Genomic DNA, 15282 nt, shown 5'->3' on the forward strand with positions numbered 1-15282 from the left:
TGACGTGGCCGTCGATCGAGACCGCGTCGCCGCCGCCGTGCGCGACATCCTCGTCGCGATCGGGGAAGACCCCGATCGCCCGGGGCTGAAGGCGACCCCTCAGCGCGTCGCGGAGGCCTACGCCGACTTCTTCGCCGGCGTCGGCGAGGATGCCGGTGCTCCGCTGGCCCACACCATCAGCGTGTCGCGGGGTCCCGCACCCGACACGCTGCCGTCGGGGGCGGTGCTGCTGCGCGACATCCGCTTCCGCTCGGTCTGCGAGCACCACCTGCTGCCGTTCGCCGGGCGCGCGCACATCGCGTACCTCCCGGGCGAGCAGGTCGTCGGGCTCGGGGCGCTGCCCCGGGTCGTGGAGGTGCTCGCCGCGCGGCCGCAGGTGCAGGAGCGACTGGGCGAGCAGATCGCCGACACGATCGCGGCGGCGCTCGACGCCCGCGGCGTGCTGGTCGTGCTCGGTGCCCATCACGAGTGCGTCACGATGCGCGGCGGCCGCCAGCCGGATGCCGCCACGGTCACGATCGCCGCGCGCGGCGCCCTCGCCGACCCGGCGGCCCGTGCCGAGATCATGATGCTCGTGACCGGGACGCCGACATGACGGCGATCATGGGCATCGTCAATGTGACGCCCGACTCCTTCAGCGACGGCGGGCGCTTCCTGTCCGCCGACGCCGCCGTCGCGCACGGCCGGGCCCTGCGCGCGGCCGGCGCCGACCTCCTCGACGTCGGCGGGGAGTCGACCCGGCCGGGCGCGGAACGGGTGGATCCCGCCGAGGAGCGGGCGCGCGTGCTTCCGGTGATCGCTGCTCTCGTCGCGGACGGCGCGACGGTCAGCATCGACACGATGAACGCATCGACCGCGCTCGCCGCCGTCGAGCGCGGTGCCCGCATCGTCAACGACGTCTCGGGCGGTCTCAGCGATCCCGACATGCTGAGCGCGGTCGCGGCATCCGGCGTCGACGTCGTGCTGCAGCACTGGCGCGGGCCCTCCGCCGACATGTACGCCCACGCGGGGTACGACGACCTCGGCCGCGACCTCGTCGCGGAGCTCGAGGCGCGCCTCGCCGCGGCCGTCGCGGCGGGGATCTCTCCCGACCGGCTGATCCTCGATCCCGGCATCGGCTTCGGCAAGCGCGGTGCGCAGAACTGGGAGGCGCTGCGGGCCCTGGAGCGGGTCGTCGCGATCGGTCCGCGGGTGCTCGTCGGCACGAGTCGGAAGCGGTTCCTCGCCGAAGCGCTGGCCGCCCTCACCCCCGAGGAGGACGTGTCGGCCGAACGGCGCGACCTCGCGACCGCGGTCACCAGCGTGCTGGCGGCGCAGAGCGGCGCGTGGGCCGTGCGGGTGCACGACGCGGCGGGCACGCGCGATGCGCTCGCGGTCTGGACGAACTGGAACGGCGAGAGCGACGGAGGACACGCATGAGCGACCGCATCACGCTGACCGGAGTCCGCGCGACGGGCTACCACGGGGTCTACGAGCACGAGCGCCGTGAGGGACAGGTCTTCATCGCCGATGTCGTGCTGGAGCTCTCGCTCGCCGACGCCGCACGCAGCGACGACGTCGCCGACACGGTGCACTACGGCGAGCTCGCCGACCAGGTCGCCGCCGTCCTCGCGGGCGATCCCGCCGACCTCCTCGAGACCGTCGCGCAGCGCGTGGCCGACCGCGCGCTCGGCTACGCCCGCGTGGATGCCGTCGAGGTCACCATCCACAAACCGCAGGCGCCCATCGCGGTGCCGTTCGACGATGTGAGCGTCTCCATCCGCCGCGTCCGTGAAGGAGCGTCCGCATGAACCGCCGCCTCGCGCAGGGCTATCACGACGAGTCCCCGCCCCGGGATCACGACGAGACCGTCGCCGTCGTCGCGATCGGCACCAACCTCGGCGACCGCGAGGCGACCATGACCGCCGCCCTCGAGGATCTCGCCCGCCTGCCGTTGACCACCCGGATCGTGGCCTCGGCCCCGATCGAGACCGTCGCGCTGACCCTCGACGGACCGGATGCCGAGGCCCCGGCCTACCTCAACGCCGTCGCCCTCGTCACGACGCGCCTCGCGCCCTCGGTGCTGCTCGGCTACCTCCACGCCATCGAGGAGGCGCATGGGAGGCCCCCACGGCGCGTCGACGACCTGCGGTGGCAGAGCCGCACCCTCGACCTCGACCTCATCGCCTACGGCGACGTGCGCTCCGCCGACCCCGCGCTGACCCTGCCCCACCCGCGGGCGGCGGAGCGGACGTTCGTGCTCGCGCCGTGGCTGCACGTCGACCCGGATGCCGTGCTCCCGGGCGCCGGGCGGGTGGACGAGCTTCTCGCGCGTCTGGAGGAGGCGCCGGCATCCGGGCCCGATGCGGAAGCCGCGCCGGCGGACGGCGGTGCGGCGTGAAGCGGACGGGAGCGGGGACGATCGTCGCCGCGGTCGCGATCGGCGTGTTCCTCGGCTTCGCCATCGACCAGGTGCTCACCGCGACGGGGCGCCCGACCTTCACGCCGTCGTTCCTGCTGCCGATCCTGCTCGTGCTGCTGGGCATCGCGCTCGTGCTGTTCGCCCTGCCGATCCGGCGGGCGATCTCGGGGGCGAACCCGACACCCGTCGACCCGTTCCGCGCCGTGCGCATCGCGATGCTCGCCAAGGCGTCCACGCTCGTCGGAGCCGCGGTCGCCGGGGTCGCCGGCGGCCTGCTCGCCTTCCTGCTCACCCGTCCCGTCGCGCCCTCGTTAGGCTCGACGGGAGCGGTGATCGCCTCGATCGTCGGAGGCCTCGTGCTCGTTGCGGCGGGCCTCGTGGCCGAACACCTCTGCACCATCCGGAAGGACGACGATGACGAACACCCCGGACCTCCCGAACCCGGCTTCGGTCTCTCCCACCACGACTGACGGTCCTTCGGCGGGCGACGGCGCGGGCGAGGCTCAGGGCGTTTCGACTCGCTTCGCTCGCTCAACGACCGGGGGCGCGGGCGAGGGTGAGGGCGTTTCGACTCGCTTCGCTCGCTCAACGACCGGGGATGCGGGTGAGGCGCTCGACGAGGGGACGTACGATCGCATCCTCGAGCCGCGCAGCGCGAACCGGCTGCCGCTCGGCGACGGCACGTGGCACCAGCTCTCGCGCAACTACGTCTGGGTCCGGCTGATCTCGACGATCGCGTTCCTCGTGCTCGTCCTCGCCGCGGCGCTGGTGGGTGCGCTCGTCCTGCGTCTGACGTGGGTCTGGATCCCGGCGGCGATCGTCGTCGTCGTGACGGTCTGGACGCTCGTGATCCTGCCGCGCCAGGCCCGGGCCTACGGCTATCAGCTCCGCGAGGACGACCTGGTCTTCCGCCGCGGCATCCTCTGGCAGCGTCTCGTCGCGGTCCCCTACGGACGCATGCAGCTCGTCGACATCACCCACGGGCCCCTGGACCGCGTGTTCGGCATCGCCCAGCTCAAGCTCGTCACCGCCGCCGCGACCACCGGCGTCACGATCCCCGGGCTCGCGCAGCCCGCCGCCGAGCGTCTGCGCGACACCCTGATCGCGGTGGCCGAGACGCGGCGGACCGGCCTGTGACCGATCCCGCCGCCGTCGCCGACGTGCGCTCGCCCCTCAGCGACGGCGAGTGGCACCGGCTGCATCCGCTCACGCCCGTCCTGCGCGGAGGGCTCTTCCTCCTCGTGGTGCTCGGCATCGTCATCACCAACCTCCGCGATCGCATCATCGGGTGGCTGGTCCCGGGTCTCGAGGACTGGGAACGCTACGAGGCCGACCCGGTGGACTACGTCGTCAGCAACAACCTCGTCCTCCTCGCGCTGCTCGCCGTGCTCGGGGTGCTCCTGCTGCTGCTGGGCGGGTTCTGGCTGTCGTGGCGCTTCCACACCTTCCGTATCACCGGTGACGACGTCGAGGTGCGCAGCGGCATCCTCTTCCGCACGCACCGGCGGGCGCCCCTCGACCGGGTGCAGGGGGTCAACCTGACGCGCCCGATGGTCGCACGCCTGCTCGGTGCCGCGAAGCTCGAAGTCGTCGGCGCCGGCCTCGACGCGAACGTCAAGCTCGAGTACCTCTCGACCGCCAACGCCGAGGCGGTGCGGGCGGACATCCTGCGCCTCGCGTCGGGTCGCCAGCTCGCACGCGCCGCGGATGCCGGTGGCCCGGCAGGTCGCGGCCGCGCCGCCGTGGCGGCCGTCAGCGCCGGACTGACCGGGCTGATCGACGGCGCCGAGCAGCCCGTCGCCGAACCGGCATCCGTCGTGCACATCCCGCCCGGACGCCTCATCGCCTCCCGGCTGCTGTCGGGATCGACCCTCTGGCTGCTGCTGCTCGCGGCCGCGATCGTGGTGGGGGCCATCGTGGGCACGCCGTGGGTGCTGTTCACGCTGGTGCCCGCGATCCTCGGTTTCGGGGCGTACTGGTTCCGTACGATCACGCGCGCGCTGCGATACTCGATCGCCCCCACCCCCTCGGGGGTGCGGATCACGTTCGGGCTGTTCACGACGATCACCGAGACGCTGCCGCCGGGTCGCGTGCACGCGTTCGAGATCCGTCAGCCGCTGCTGTGGCGCGGTTTCGGGTGGTGGGCCATCCGGGTCAATCGTCTCTCGGGTCGCTCCGCGAACGATGCCCAGTCCCAGCAGTTCGCCGACGTGCTGCCCGTCGGCACCCGCGATGACGTCGAACGGGTGCTGCGCCTGTTCCTTCCCGGCATCTCGGCGGCGCAGTGGCAGGAACTGGTGGTTCACGGCCTCCTCGGCCCGCACGCCGGCGATCCGTACGTCACGACCCCGCGGCGCGCCTGGTGGCTGCGGCCGCTCTCGTGGCGGCGCAACGGCGTGCTGCTGACGCCCGATGCGCTGCTGCTGCGCCGCGGCATGATCTGGCGCTCGCTGATCATCCTCCCGCTGGCGCGCCTGCAGTCGGTGGGCATCTCGCAGGGTCCGCTCGACCGTGCCCGCCGCGTCGCGAACCTGACCGGACACACGGTCGCCGGACAGGTCGCCGGAGCGGTGGGCATCATCGACCGCGATGACGCCTACGGGCTGTGGCAGCGGATCGCGGCGGCCGTCATCGCCGCCGCCGCCACCGACCGCTCCCATCGATGGGACGCCGAGCCGCCGAGGGATGCCGAGCCGGGTGACGGCGTAGCGGGGGATGCCGGGGCCGGGGATGCCGGAGCGGGCGATGCCGGTGGGGCCGCGGATGCCGGTGCGGGCGATGCCGCGACGGGTGCCGGTGCGTGCGACCTGCCCGTCAGCGCCGCCGCGGCGGTCGGACCGGCGGGCGACGAACGGAGGGAGAACGCGTGACAGGCGCGAGCAGGCTGGGTGTCGGGATCATCGGCGCAGGGAAGGTCGGACCGGTCATCGGTGCGGCGCTGGCCGGAGCCGGCCATGCGCTCGTCGGTATCACGGCGGGGTCGGACCGCGACCGCGTCGAAGCGGTGCTGCCCGGCGTTCCCGTGCTGGATCCCGACGAGATCGTGCGCCGCAGCGAGCTGGTCGTGCTGGCGGTGCCGCACGATGAGCTCCCCGGTCTCGTGTCGGGGCTCGCCGAGCTCGAGCGCTGGCAGATCGGCCAGCTCGTCCTCCACACCGACCCGGTGTGGGGCACCGACGTACTCGCTCCCGCCGCGCGCCGGGGCGCCATCCCGCTCGCCGTGCACCCGGCGGTCACCTTCACCGGCACCTCGATGGACCTGCGGCTGCTGCACGACGCGTTCGCGGCGGTCACCGCACCGGCCGCCGTGCTGCCGATCGCGCAGGCCCTCGCCGTGGAGCTCGGATGCGAGCCCGTCGTCGTCGCCGAAGCGGACCGGGCGGCATACGGCGAGGCGATCGCGACGGCGACCGAGTTCTCGGCATCCGTCGTGCGGCAGGCGACGTCGCTGCTGCGGACGGCGGGCATCGAGGAGCCTGGGCGGTACCTGTCGATGCTCGTCCACTCGGCGGTCGACCGTGCCCTCCAGGACGGTTCGCCGGTCATCGACGTCTGACGCGGCCGGGTCTTCCCTGAGCCGCGGCCCCCGGGGGATGAGGAGTGCGCTCTCGGTAGACTGGAACGTCGATTCCGAGGAGCCCCGCACCATGACTCAGACGCCGAACGCTGCGTCCACGCCCGTCCAGGCCGCGCCCGACGCCGGGGATCTCGATCTCGCCGACGTGCACGAGCAGAAGGCGGTGCGCCTCGCCAAGCGCGAGCGGCTGCTCGCCGAGCGTGCGGATGCCGCGGGCGGCGCCTACCCGGTCACCGTTCCGGTCACCGATACCATCGCCGCCCTTCGCGCGCGGTACTCCGACCTCGAGCCGGGCGCGGAGACCGGCGTCATCGCCGCCGTCGCGGGCCGCGTGGTGTTCAGCCGCAACACGGGCAAGCTGTGCTTCGCGTCGCTGCAGGCCGGCGACGGCAGCCGCATCCAGGCGATGGTGTCGCTCGCAGAGGTGGGCGAGGAGTCGCTGCAGGCGTGGAAGGACCTCGTCGACCTCGGCGACCACGTCTCCGTCACGGGTCAGGTCATCTCCAGCCGGCGGGGCGAGCTGTCGATCATGGTGTCCGACTGGGTCATCGCCGCCAAGGCGCTGCTGCCGCTGCCGAACCTCTACACCGAGTTGTCGGAGGAGAGCCGGGTGCGCTCGCGGTTCCTCGACCTCATCGTGCGCGACCAGGCGCGCGAGACGGCGGTCGCCCGGGCGCGGGTGAACGCGTCGCTGCGGCAGACCTTCACCGACCACGACTTCCTCGAGGTCGAGACCCCCATGCTCCAGGTGCAGCACGGCGGCGCCGCCGCCCGGCCGTTCGTCACCCACTCCAACGCCTTCGACGCCGAGCTGTACCTGCGCATCGCCCCGGAGCTCTTCCTCAAGCGCGCCGTGGTCGGCGGCATCGACCGCGTGTTCGAGATCAACCGCAACTTCCGCAACGAGGGTGCCGACTCGACCCACAGCCCCGAGTTCGCGATGCTCGAGGCCTACCAGTCGTACACGGACTACAACGGGATCGCCGACCTCACCCAGGAGCTCATCCAGAACGCCGCGATCGCGGTGGCGGGCTCGACCACGGTCACCTGGGCCGACGGCACCGCGTTCGATCTCGGCGGGCAGTGGGACCGCATCTCCATGTACGAGTCGCTGTCGGATGCCGCGGGCATCTCGATCACGCCCGAAACCCCTCTCGACGAGCTGAAGGCGCTCGCCGCCTCCGTCGGCGTCGAGGTGCCCGAGAAGGTCGCGACCCACGGCAAGCACGTCGAGGAGCTGTGGGAGCACTTCGTGAAGGGCGGCCTGGAGCGGCCCACGTTCGTGATGGACTTCCCGCTCGACACCTCGCCCCTCGTGCGGGAGCACCGCTCGATTCCGGGCGTCGTGGAGAAGTGGGACCTGTACGTCCGCGGCTTCGAGCTGGCGACCGGATACTCCGAGCTGGTCGACCCCGTCATCCAGCGGGAGCGCTTCGTGGAGCAGGCGAAGCTCGCCGCCCGCGGCGACGACGAGGCCATGCGCGTCGATGAGGAGTTCCTGCGGGCGCTCGAGCACGGCATGCCCCCGACGGGCGGCATGGGCATGGGCATCGACCGACTGCTCATGGCGATCACCGGCCTCGGCATCCGCGAGACGATCCTGTTCCCGCTGGTGAAGTAGGGGCGCGGCGCGCTTCGACTCGGCCTCCGGCCTCGCTCAACGACCGGGGGTGGGGGCGGGGCGTTTCGACTCGGCCTTCGGCCTCGCTCAACGACCGGGGGTGGGGGTGGGGCGTTTCGACTCGGCCTTCGGCCTCGCTCAACGACCGGGGGTGGGGGTGGGGCGTTTCGACTCGGCCTTCGGCCTCGCTCAACGACCGGGGGTGGGGTGGGGCGGAGCCGCGGTCGTTGAGCGAGGAGCGCAGCGACGAGTCGAAACGCGGTGATCAGATCCCGGACCCGGGTCGCGGGGGCCAGCCCGGCGCACCGAGATCGCGCGAGATCGCCTGCGCCGCGTCGCGCAGCTCCTTGAGCACCGCAGCATCCAGCGCGGACGCGGGCGCGGGGAACACGACCCCGAGTGCGGCGACCACGACACCGTCCTCCCCGGCGACCGGGACCGCGATCGACGCATCCCCGATCACCGCCTCCTCGTCCTCGGTGGCGAGGGCCCGGTCGCGCACGACGGCGAGCTGGTCGCGCAGCGCGTCGCCGTCGGTGACGGTGTCGCCGGTGAGGTCCGCCAGATCGCGGGTGAGAACGTCCGCGCGGAACGCGTCGTCGTAGGCGAGCAGGACCTTCCCGAGCGCGGACGCGTGGGCGGGCAGGGTGACGCCGGTCTCGGGCATCTGCTCGGTGCCGTCGGGACGCCGGTCGTGATGGATGACGAGGACGTCGGTGTTGTGCGCGACCCCGAGGCGCGAGGCGAGTCCGGTGCGGTGCGACAGATCGTGCATGCGGCGCAGCGACCGACCGCGCACGTCGAGGGTGTCGAGGTACACGCTCGACAGGGTGAGCAGCGCCGGGCCGAGCGCGTAGCGGCTGCCACGCGTCTCCTGCGCGACCAGGCCGTGCTCCTGCAGCGACTTCACGAGGCCGTGCACCGTCGACGGCGGCAGCTCGAGCGCGGCGGCGAGCTCGCTGATGCCGAGACGCCGCGCGCCCCGCAGCAGAGAGAGGATGCGCGCGGCGCGGTCGATGGACTGGATCATCCCGAGGCCTTTCGCGCGCGGACGGTGGACGTCACACTACCTCTTGACAGGGGTGCAGATGGGGAAGATATTCGACATAGACGAATCGCAGTCGATCATGTCGAAAACCCCACGGCGCAGCCGCGGCCCCGTGACGCACCGCGAAGAAGCCAGTGAAGAACCCGAGCCAAGAACTCGAGCGAAGAACTCAGCGAAGAGGAGAACCGCGCATGAAGAAGCTCATCAACTCGGCCGAAGCGGTGCTGGCCGACGCCCTGCGCGGCGTCGCGGCCGCGCATCCCGAGCTCACGGTCGACCATGACAACCGCGTCGTGATCAGCAACGCTCCGCGCGAGGGACGTGTCGCCCTCATCTCGGGCGGCGGCTCGGGTCACGAACCGCTGCACAGCGGGTTCGTCGGTGCGGGCATGCTGGATGCCGCCTGTGCCGGCGAAGTGTTCACCTCGCCGACGCCCGACCAGATGCTCGCCGCCGCGCAGGCCGTCGACTCCGGTGAGGGCGTGCTGTTCATCGTCAAGAACTACACGGGCGACGTGCTCAACTTCGAGATGGCGGCCGAGCTGGCCGCCGACGAGGGGATCGCCTCGGAATCCGTCATCGTCGCCGACGACGTCGCCGTCAAGGACTCGACCTGGACGGCCGGGCGTCGCGGCGTCGGCACGACGCTGCTCGTCGAGAAGATCGCCGGAGCCGCGGCCGCGGAGGGCAAGAGCCTCGCGGAGGTGAAAGCGGTCGCCGAGCACGTCGCGTCGCAGGGGCGGTCGATGGGTGTGGCGCTCACCAGCTGCACGGTCCCGGCCGTCGGGCATCCCAGTTTCGATCTGCCCGAGGACGAGATGGAGATGGGTGTCGGCATCCACGGCGAACCCGGGCGCACCCGCGTGCCCCTCGCGCCGGCGCGCGATATCGCGGGCGAGCTCGTCGAGGCGATCACCGGCGATCTGGACTTCACCGGGGCTCCCGTGATCGCTCTGCTGACCGGGCTGGGCGGCACTCCTCTCATCGAGCTGTACGTGATCTACGCCGACATCGCCGACGCGCTGGCCGCCAAGGGCATCACCGTCGCGCGGAGCCTCGTCGGCGATTACGTCACGAGCCTCGACATGGCGGGATGCTCGCTGACCCTCCTGCGCGCCGACGACGAGGTGCTGCGCCTCTGGGATGCTCCCGTCGAGACGAGCGCGCTGCGGTGGGGGCGCTGAGATGACGGCTGCGGCGACGACCGACGCGGTGACGCTCGAGATCCTCGACCGGTGGGTGCGTCTCGGCGCCGCCCGGCTGGACGCCGAGGCCGACCGGCTCACCGCGCTCGACTCGGCGATCGGTGACGCGGACCACGGCACGAACATGCATCGCGGCTTCACGGCGATCGTCGCGAAACTGGATGCGACGCCGCCGCAAACGGTGCCGGAGTTCTTCAAGGCCGTGGGTATGACCCTCGTCAGCAAGGTCGGCGGAGCGAGCGGGTCGCTGTACGGAACGCTGTTCCTCGACATGGGGAAGAACGCGCCCGACGGCACGTCGCTGTCGGCAGTCGAATGGGCTCACGCCCTGTCCGCAGGTGTCGCCGCCGTCGTGGCGCGCGGGCACGCGCAGCCCGGCGACAAGACGATGATCGATGCGTTCGGCCCCGCCCTGGAGGCGCTCGACAGCGCTCTCGCCGGCGGTGCGACGCTGGCCGCGGCGGCGGGAGCAGCAGCCGACGCCGCCGAGCGCGGCAGCGCCGACACCGAGCCGCTCGTCGCACGCAAGGGGCGCGCCTCGTATCTCGGGGAGCGCAGCGTCGGTCACATCGACCCCGGCTCGGCCTCGACCGCTCTGCTGCTGAGGGCGTTCGCCGACGCGCTCGCCGGGGAGGCGGCGTGATCGGATTCGTCATCGTCTCGCACAGCGAGCCCCTCGCGCACGCCGCCGTCGACCTCGCGATGCAGATGGTCCACGGTGAGGCCCCGCCGGTGCGGGTCGCCTCGGGCGCCGACGGCGGATTCGGCACGGATGCCGCGGCCATCGCCGACGCCGTCGATGCGTTGGCCGACTCCGACGGCGTGGTGATCATCACCGACCTCGGCTCCGCGGTGATCAGTTCCGAGCTGGCTCTCGACCTGCGCACGAGCACGGTGCCGGTGCGCATCAGCGACGGTCCCTTCGTGGAGGGCATCACCGCAGGGATGGTGCGTGCGGCCACCGGCGGCAGCCTCGACGACGTGGCACACGAGGCCGCCGCCGCGCTCGCGGCCAAGCAGCCGCAGGGATCGCCGGCATCCCCCGGCGCGGCCAACCCCGGAGCGCCCGGAGCGCCTGCCCCCGGCGCGGCCAACCCCGGCGCCCTCACCCCGGTCGCCCCCGACGGCGGGTCGACGCCGGATGCCTCCGCCGACGCGCTGCTGCGAAACCCGATGGGGCTGCACTCGCGGCCGGCGGCCCTGGTCGTCAAAGCCGCCGGCGGGTTCGATGCGGACGTCGCGATCGCCGATGTCACGACGGGTGCCGGCCCCGCTTCCGCCGCCAGCCTGATCGGTCTGCTGACCCTGGGGGCGTCGGAGGGCGACACCGTGCGCATCACCGCGATCGGGGCGGAGGCCGCCGCGGCCGTCGATGCCATCCGCCGACTCGTCGACGACGGGTTCGGCGAGCTCGCTGCCGCGCCGGCCTGACGACTACCGCGCACGGAACGCCCAGTCGGGCAGATGGCCCGCGGTGACGAAAGAGCCGACGATCTCCGCGAGCCCGTGCCGCGGCTCAGCGTGCAGCGCCTGCCGGATGTACGCCTCCGCGTGCGTCGAGCGGCCGCGGGCCCACGCGATCCAGCCGCACACCGCGAGAGCCCCGGCGCGCCGCTTCTTCGGCATGACCGCCGCCACCGCGCGCGCCAGGCGCAGCGCCGTGTCGAGGCGTACGGGATCCGGGCGGGGTCCGTCGCCCCACATCACCTCCGCGAGGTCGCTCGGGTACTCCTCGCCGTCCTCCCAGCGCCGTTGCGCCTCCATCGCCGCGTCGCCGCCGTCGACGTCGCTCGCCCACTGGACCAGCGCGACATCGCGCAGCGCGGGACGTGCGAAGCACCAGCCGAGCATCGCGGCATCCATCGGTGCGAGATCCTCGGCGTTCCACGACAGCGCGCGTTCGAACAGGGCCGGCAGGTCGTCGAGCGCGCACGCCGCCTGCAGCGCGGCGGGGTCGATGCGGGAGGGAGCGGATCCGCTCACCCGAGGGATGCCGCAGAGGGTCTCGAGCGCCGCGTCGAGCGAGCGCAGCGCCTGCCCGACGGCGCGTCGCCGGGTGGCGCCGGGGAGGGGCAGCCGCGCTCCCGCGGCCTGATCCGCGGCGAGCGGACCGTCGACGGCCTCCGCGGGCAGGTCGTCGCGCGGCGCGATGGCGGCCAGCGGGTGACCGCCGGGCGGCAGGTCGTCGGCTCGCGCCGAACCCCAGCCGTTCGCCGCGACGATCAACGCATCGCCGACCGGGAGTCCGCAGTCGTCGGCGCGGTTCAGGAGCGCATCGACGACCGGACGGTGCGGCAGTGCACCCGCGGATCGCGCGCCGCCGTCGGCCGCCGCCCCGTCCCCGTCCGCGGCATCCGCGCTGATCTCGGCATCCGTGTAGACGACGATCATCACGGTCTCCACCTCGGCGATGCGGCAGGCCATGCCGATGATGCTGGCCGCGGCGCCGGCGGCCGCCTCCTCGGATGGGAGATCGACGCGCAGGACGCCGAGGCTCCGCCCCTGCGACAGCGGAACGACCACGACGCTGTCGTGCGGTGTGCACCCCAGCATGTGCGGGAGGACGGACAGGAACTGTGCCGCGTCGGCGGCCCGGACGATCGTGGACATGCGGCGAGTCTGATCGGCGGGCGAGGTCGCCGGGCGGCGCGGACGTCACCCGTGGACAACCTCCGCGGACGTCGGTGCTGGGGAGGAGACGGCGACCACGCGCGTACGATGGAGGGCATGGACTCGTACTGGACCGCCGTCGCGTGGTCGCTCCTGCCGACCGTCGTCGTGCTGGGGCTGTTCGTGTTCGTCCTGCGCTCGATCCTGCGGATGGATCGCACCGAGCGCCGCGTCTACACCGAGGTCGAGAACGAAGAGCGCGCCAAGCGCGGATTGCCGCCCGTCGGCGCCGGCGAGGAGGCGCGCGTCGCGGCATCCCCGACAGCCGCGACCGCCGACGCGCCGCCGACGACCTGAGTCGGAGATAGTCGCTACGCTGGGCGGAGTCCGACAGCGGGGAGAGCGACGTGGATCAGACCGGATGGACCCTCGCCTGGGTGATCCTGGTCTTCGTGACCGATGTGACGGTCCGCATCCTCGCGGTGATCATCGTCCCGCGCAACCGTCGCCCGACCGCGGCGATGGCGTGGCTGCTCGCCATCTACTTCATCCCGCTGATCGGCGTCTTCCTCTTCTTGATGATCGGCAATCCGCGCCTGCCGCGCAAGCGCCGCAAGAAGCAGCAGCAGATCAACGACTACATCCGCACCACCAGCCACGGGCTCGACCTCGGCACGCTGCGCCCCGACCCGCCGCTCTGGTTCGCTCAGCTCGTACGGCTCAACCGCAACCTCGGGGCGATGCCGCTCTCGGGCGAGAACGACGCGACGCTCATCTCCGGATACGAGGAGAGCATCGAGGAGATGGCCGCCGCCGTCCGCGAGGCGAAGAGCTACGTGCACGTCGAGTTCTACATCCTGCAGTGCGACGCCACCACCGAGGTCTTCTTCGACGCCCTCGAGGACGCCATCGAGCGGGGCGTGGTCGTGCGGGTGCTGCTGGACCACTGGGCCAACCGGGGCAAGCCCTTCTACGCCGAGACCTGTCGCCGGCTCGACGCCATGGGCGCGACGTGGCACCTGATGCTGCCGGTGCAGCCGCTGCGCGGCAAGTACCAGCGGCCCGATCTGCGCAACCACCGCAAGCTCCTCGTCGTCGACGGGCACACCGCCTTCATGGGCTCGCAGAACGTCACCGACTCCACCTACAACCTCCGCAAGAACATCAAGCGCGGCCTGCACTGGGTCGACATGATGGCGCGACTGGACGGGCCGGTCGTGGCATCCGTCAACGCCGTCTTCCTGAGCGACTGGTACAGCGAGACGGATGAGATCGTCGAGGGGATCGAGCTCTTCGACGTGCGCACCGGCGGCGGAGACCTCGACTGCCAGGTCATCCCGTCCGGCCCGGGATTCGAGTTCCAGAACAACCTCAAGCTGTTCATGACGCTGCTCTTCGCCGCGCGCGAGAAGATCATCATCGTCTCGCCTTACTTCGTGCCCGACGAAGGACTCCTGCTCGCGATCCAGACGGCGTGCCAGCGGGGCGTCCACGTCGAGCTGTTCGTCTCGGAAGAGGGCGACCAGGCGATGGTCTACCACGCGCAGCGCAGCTACTACGAGGCCCTGCTGCGCGGGGGAGTGAAGATCTGGATGTACGAGAAGCCGTTCATCCTCCACTCCAAGTCGATGTCGATCGACGACGAGGTCGCCGTCATCGGGTCGAGCAACATGGACATGCGCAGCTTCGGCCTCAACCTGGAGATCTCGCTGCTCGTGCGCGGCGAGGACTTCGTCGGCCAGCTGCGCGCCGTCGAGGACGAGTACCGCGCGCTCAGCCGCGAACTGACGCTCGACGAGTGGATGAAGCAGCCGCTGCGCTCGACGGTGCTCGACAACCTCGCGCGCCTGACATCCGCCCTGCAGTGAGGCGCGCGGCAGTCGTTATCCGGTCGTGACCGCCCTCACGGGACGGGTTCAGAACGCTCCGCCAGGATGGTGCCATGACGTCTCGACGCGCGCTCGCCCTGTCCGCCATCGTGATCTCGGGGGCGCTCGCGCTCGCCGGCTGCGCATCCGGCTCCACCTCGCCGGCGGCGACGCCCGCGGCGACCGGCGACGCGAGCGCGCTGGAGGTCTGGGCCGGCTGGCTCGACGGGGGCCGCGCCGTGGCTGTCGTCACCCAGGGCTCGTCCAGCTGTGTGCCGACGGCCTCCGCGGTCGACCTCCAGGCCGACGGCTCCGTCGCCGTCACCCTCGACAACCCCACCGGCGATGTCGTCTGCACCGCCGATTACGCGCCCCGCGCGAGCCTCGTCTCCCTGCCGGCCGGTGTGGACGCCACGCAGAAGATCGCCCTCACGGTGTCCCTCGACGGGGGAGCGCCCGGCGAGACCGTGCTGTCCCCGTACGCCGGACCCGAGGTGGCCGACTATGCGCCCTCGGCGGGCTGGGTCGGCGACGGGATGCTGGCCATCCTCACGTGGGGCTCGTCCTCGTGCGCGCCGACCGTGAAGGATGCCGTCGCCGGCCAGACCGACATCGCGGTGACCTTCGCCGACCTGCCGGACGGTCAGCCCTGCACGATGGACATGGCGCCGCGCGTCGCCCTCGCGCACGTCGACGGCGCGACCGCGGCATCCGGCATGACCGCGACGCTCTCCGGCGGTGACGCGCAGTTCGCGACCCCGGTCACCATCCCCATCGCCGGCTGAGCCGAGCCCGCGGATCGTCTCGGTCCGCTCGGTGGCGGCGGGGCCGTCGTCGGACGGACCCGCCTCGCTCGTGCGGGCGGCGGGCCGAGCGGATGCCGCGGCGGTGCGCCGACGGCGAACACGGGCATACCGGCATTCGCTGATCGTTACCCTCGACGTAAGCGCAC

The 15282-nt window shown here is 72.3% G+C and carries 17 protein-coding genes; 15 read left to right on the forward strand and 2 right to left on the reverse strand.

Annotated elements, in window-relative coordinates:
• Positions 1 to 4: 4 nt before the first annotated feature.
• From folE to lysS, 9 genes are all read left to right on the forward strand, one after another.
• On the forward strand, positions 5 to 595 hold the full coding sequence (folE, locus tag AC6CQV_RS00300; RefSeq protein WP_060960539.1) for a GTP cyclohydrolase I: 591 nt from the start codon (positions 5 to 7) through the stop codon (positions 593 to 595).
• Entirely contained in the window at positions 592 to 1419 is an 828-nt protein-coding gene (folP, locus tag AC6CQV_RS00305) for a dihydropteroate synthase (protein WP_498259945.1), read from the forward strand. Before folE ends, folP begins: the two co-directional genes overlap by 4 nt.
• On the forward strand, positions 1416 to 1790 hold the full coding sequence (gene folB / locus AC6CQV_RS00310; protein WP_060960541.1) for a dihydroneopterin aldolase: 375 nt from the start codon (positions 1416 to 1418) through the stop codon (positions 1788 to 1790). The genes folP and folB overlap by 4 nt, the downstream gene beginning before the upstream one ends.
• Positions 1787 to 2380, forward strand: a complete 594-nt coding sequence (gene folK, locus AC6CQV_RS00315) for a 2-amino-4-hydroxy-6-hydroxymethyldihydropteridine diphosphokinase (protein ID WP_498259946.1) — start codon at positions 1787 to 1789, stop codon at positions 2378 to 2380. The genes folB and folK overlap by 4 nt, the downstream gene beginning before the upstream one ends.
• Positions 2377 to 2871, forward strand: a complete 495-nt coding sequence (locus tag AC6CQV_RS00320; protein WP_060960543.1) for a DUF3180 domain-containing protein — start codon at positions 2377 to 2379, stop codon at positions 2869 to 2871. The genes folK and AC6CQV_RS00320 overlap by 4 nt, the downstream gene beginning before the upstream one ends.
• A 166-nt stretch (positions 2872 to 3037) precedes the next feature.
• On the forward strand, positions 3038 to 3538 hold the full coding sequence (locus AC6CQV_RS00325; protein ID WP_060960644.1) for a PH domain-containing protein: 501 nt from the start codon (positions 3038 to 3040) through the stop codon (positions 3536 to 3538).
• Positions 3535 to 5271, forward strand: coding sequence for a PH domain-containing protein (locus AC6CQV_RS00330; protein WP_498259947.1), 1737 nt, complete (start codon positions 3535 to 3537; stop codon positions 5269 to 5271). The genes AC6CQV_RS00325 and AC6CQV_RS00330 overlap by 4 nt, the downstream gene beginning before the upstream one ends.
• Positions 5268 to 5957: a DUF2520 domain-containing protein gene (locus AC6CQV_RS00335; protein WP_061781947.1), complete on the forward strand. Its 690-nt coding sequence runs from the start codon at positions 5268 to 5270 to the stop codon at positions 5955 to 5957. The genes AC6CQV_RS00330 and AC6CQV_RS00335 overlap by 4 nt, the downstream gene beginning before the upstream one ends.
• Positions 5958 to 6048: 91 nt before the next feature.
• Complete coding sequence (gene lysS, locus AC6CQV_RS00340; protein ID WP_498259948.1) at positions 6049 to 7599, forward strand: lysine--tRNA ligase; 1551 nt, start codon at positions 6049 to 6051, stop codon at positions 7597 to 7599.
• Positions 7600 to 7864: 265 nt separating this feature from the next.
• Here the strand turns inward: lysS and AC6CQV_RS00345 are convergent, their stop codons facing one another.
• Entirely contained in the window at positions 7865 to 8629 is a 765-nt protein-coding gene (locus tag AC6CQV_RS00345; protein ID WP_498259949.1) for an IclR family transcriptional regulator, read from the reverse strand.
• A 209-nt stretch (positions 8630 to 8838) separates the two neighbouring features.
• Here AC6CQV_RS00345 and dhaK point away from each other — a divergent pair, with 209 nt between their 5' ends.
• The 3 genes from dhaK to AC6CQV_RS00360 are packed head-to-tail and all read left to right on the forward strand — an operon-like array spanning position 8839 to position 11283.
• Positions 8839 to 9831 carry a dihydroxyacetone kinase subunit DhaK gene (gene dhaK, locus AC6CQV_RS00350; RefSeq protein WP_498259950.1) on the forward strand — a complete coding sequence of 331 codons (993 nt, stop codon included), beginning with the start codon at positions 8839 to 8841 and terminating at the stop codon, positions 9829 to 9831.
• A gap of 1 nt (position 9832) precedes the next feature.
• Entirely contained in the window at positions 9833 to 10495 is a 663-nt protein-coding gene (gene dhaL, locus AC6CQV_RS00355; protein WP_498259951.1) for a dihydroxyacetone kinase subunit DhaL, read from the forward strand.
• A complete protein-coding gene (locus AC6CQV_RS00360) occupies positions 10492 to 11283 on the forward strand; it encodes an HPr family phosphocarrier protein (protein WP_498259952.1) in 792 nt (263 codons plus the stop codon). Before dhaL ends, AC6CQV_RS00360 begins: the two co-directional genes overlap by 4 nt.
• Before the next feature lie 3 nt (positions 11284 to 11286).
• Here the strand turns inward: AC6CQV_RS00360 and AC6CQV_RS00365 are convergent, their stop codons facing one another.
• Positions 11287 to 12462: a DUF4192 family protein gene (locus tag AC6CQV_RS00365; protein ID WP_498259953.1), complete on the reverse strand. Its 1176-nt coding sequence runs from the start codon at positions 12460 to 12462 to the stop codon at positions 11287 to 11289.
• Between the two features lie 117 nt (positions 12463 to 12579).
• Here AC6CQV_RS00365 and AC6CQV_RS00370 point away from each other — a divergent pair, with 117 nt between their 5' ends.
• The 3 genes from AC6CQV_RS00370 to AC6CQV_RS00380 all read left to right on the forward strand — a co-directional run bounded on the left by AC6CQV_RS00370 (position 12580) and on the right by AC6CQV_RS00380 (position 15115).
• The gene (locus AC6CQV_RS00370; protein ID WP_101307289.1) at positions 12580 to 12819 is read left to right on the forward strand and encodes a hypothetical protein; all 240 of its coding nucleotides are present in this window, start codon (positions 12580 to 12582) and stop codon (positions 12817 to 12819) included.
• 50 nt (positions 12820 to 12869) lie between these two features.
• Positions 12870 to 14330: a cardiolipin synthase gene (gene cls, locus AC6CQV_RS00375; protein ID WP_498259954.1), complete on the forward strand. Its 1461-nt coding sequence runs from the start codon at positions 12870 to 12872 to the stop codon at positions 14328 to 14330.
• Between the two features lie 74 nt (positions 14331 to 14404).
• Positions 14405 to 15115 carry a hypothetical protein gene (locus AC6CQV_RS00380; protein ID WP_498259955.1) on the forward strand — a complete coding sequence of 237 codons (711 nt, stop codon included), beginning with the start codon at positions 14405 to 14407 and terminating at the stop codon, positions 15113 to 15115.
• Positions 15116 to 15282 lie beyond the last annotated feature (167 nt).

It is taken from the genome of Microbacterium sp. EG9, from assembly GCF_059759475.1.

Coding starts and splice junctions, on each gene's coding strand:
- AC6CQV_RS00345 (WP_498259949.1), bottom strand. CDS start 8,629: ATGATCCAGTCCATCGACCGCGCCGCGCGCATCCTCTCTCTGCTGCGG.
- lysS (WP_498259948.1), top strand. CDS start 6,049: ATGACTCAGACGCCGAACGCTGCGTCCACGCCCGTCCAGGCCGCGCCC.
- dhaL (WP_498259951.1), top strand. CDS start 9,833: ATGACGGCTGCGGCGACGACCGACGCGGTGACGCTCGAGATCCTCGAC.
- folP (WP_498259945.1), top strand. CDS start 592: ATGACGGCGATCATGGGCATCGTCAATGTGACGCCCGACTCCTTCAGC.
- folB (WP_060960541.1), top strand. CDS start 1,416: ATGAGCGACCGCATCACGCTGACCGGAGTCCGCGCGACGGGCTACCAC.
- AC6CQV_RS00380 (WP_498259955.1), top strand. CDS start 14,405: ATGACGTCTCGACGCGCGCTCGCCCTGTCCGCCATCGTGATCTCGGGG.
- AC6CQV_RS00365 (WP_498259953.1), bottom strand. CDS start 12,462: ATGTCCACGATCGTCCGGGCCGCCGACGCGGCACAGTTCCTGTCCGTC.
- folK (WP_498259946.1), top strand. CDS start 1,787: ATGAACCGCCGCCTCGCGCAGGGCTATCACGACGAGTCCCCGCCCCGG.
- dhaK (WP_498259950.1), top strand. CDS start 8,839: ATGAAGAAGCTCATCAACTCGGCCGAAGCGGTGCTGGCCGACGCCCTG.
- AC6CQV_RS00370 (WP_101307289.1), top strand. CDS start 12,580: ATGGACTCGTACTGGACCGCCGTCGCGTGGTCGCTCCTGCCGACCGTC.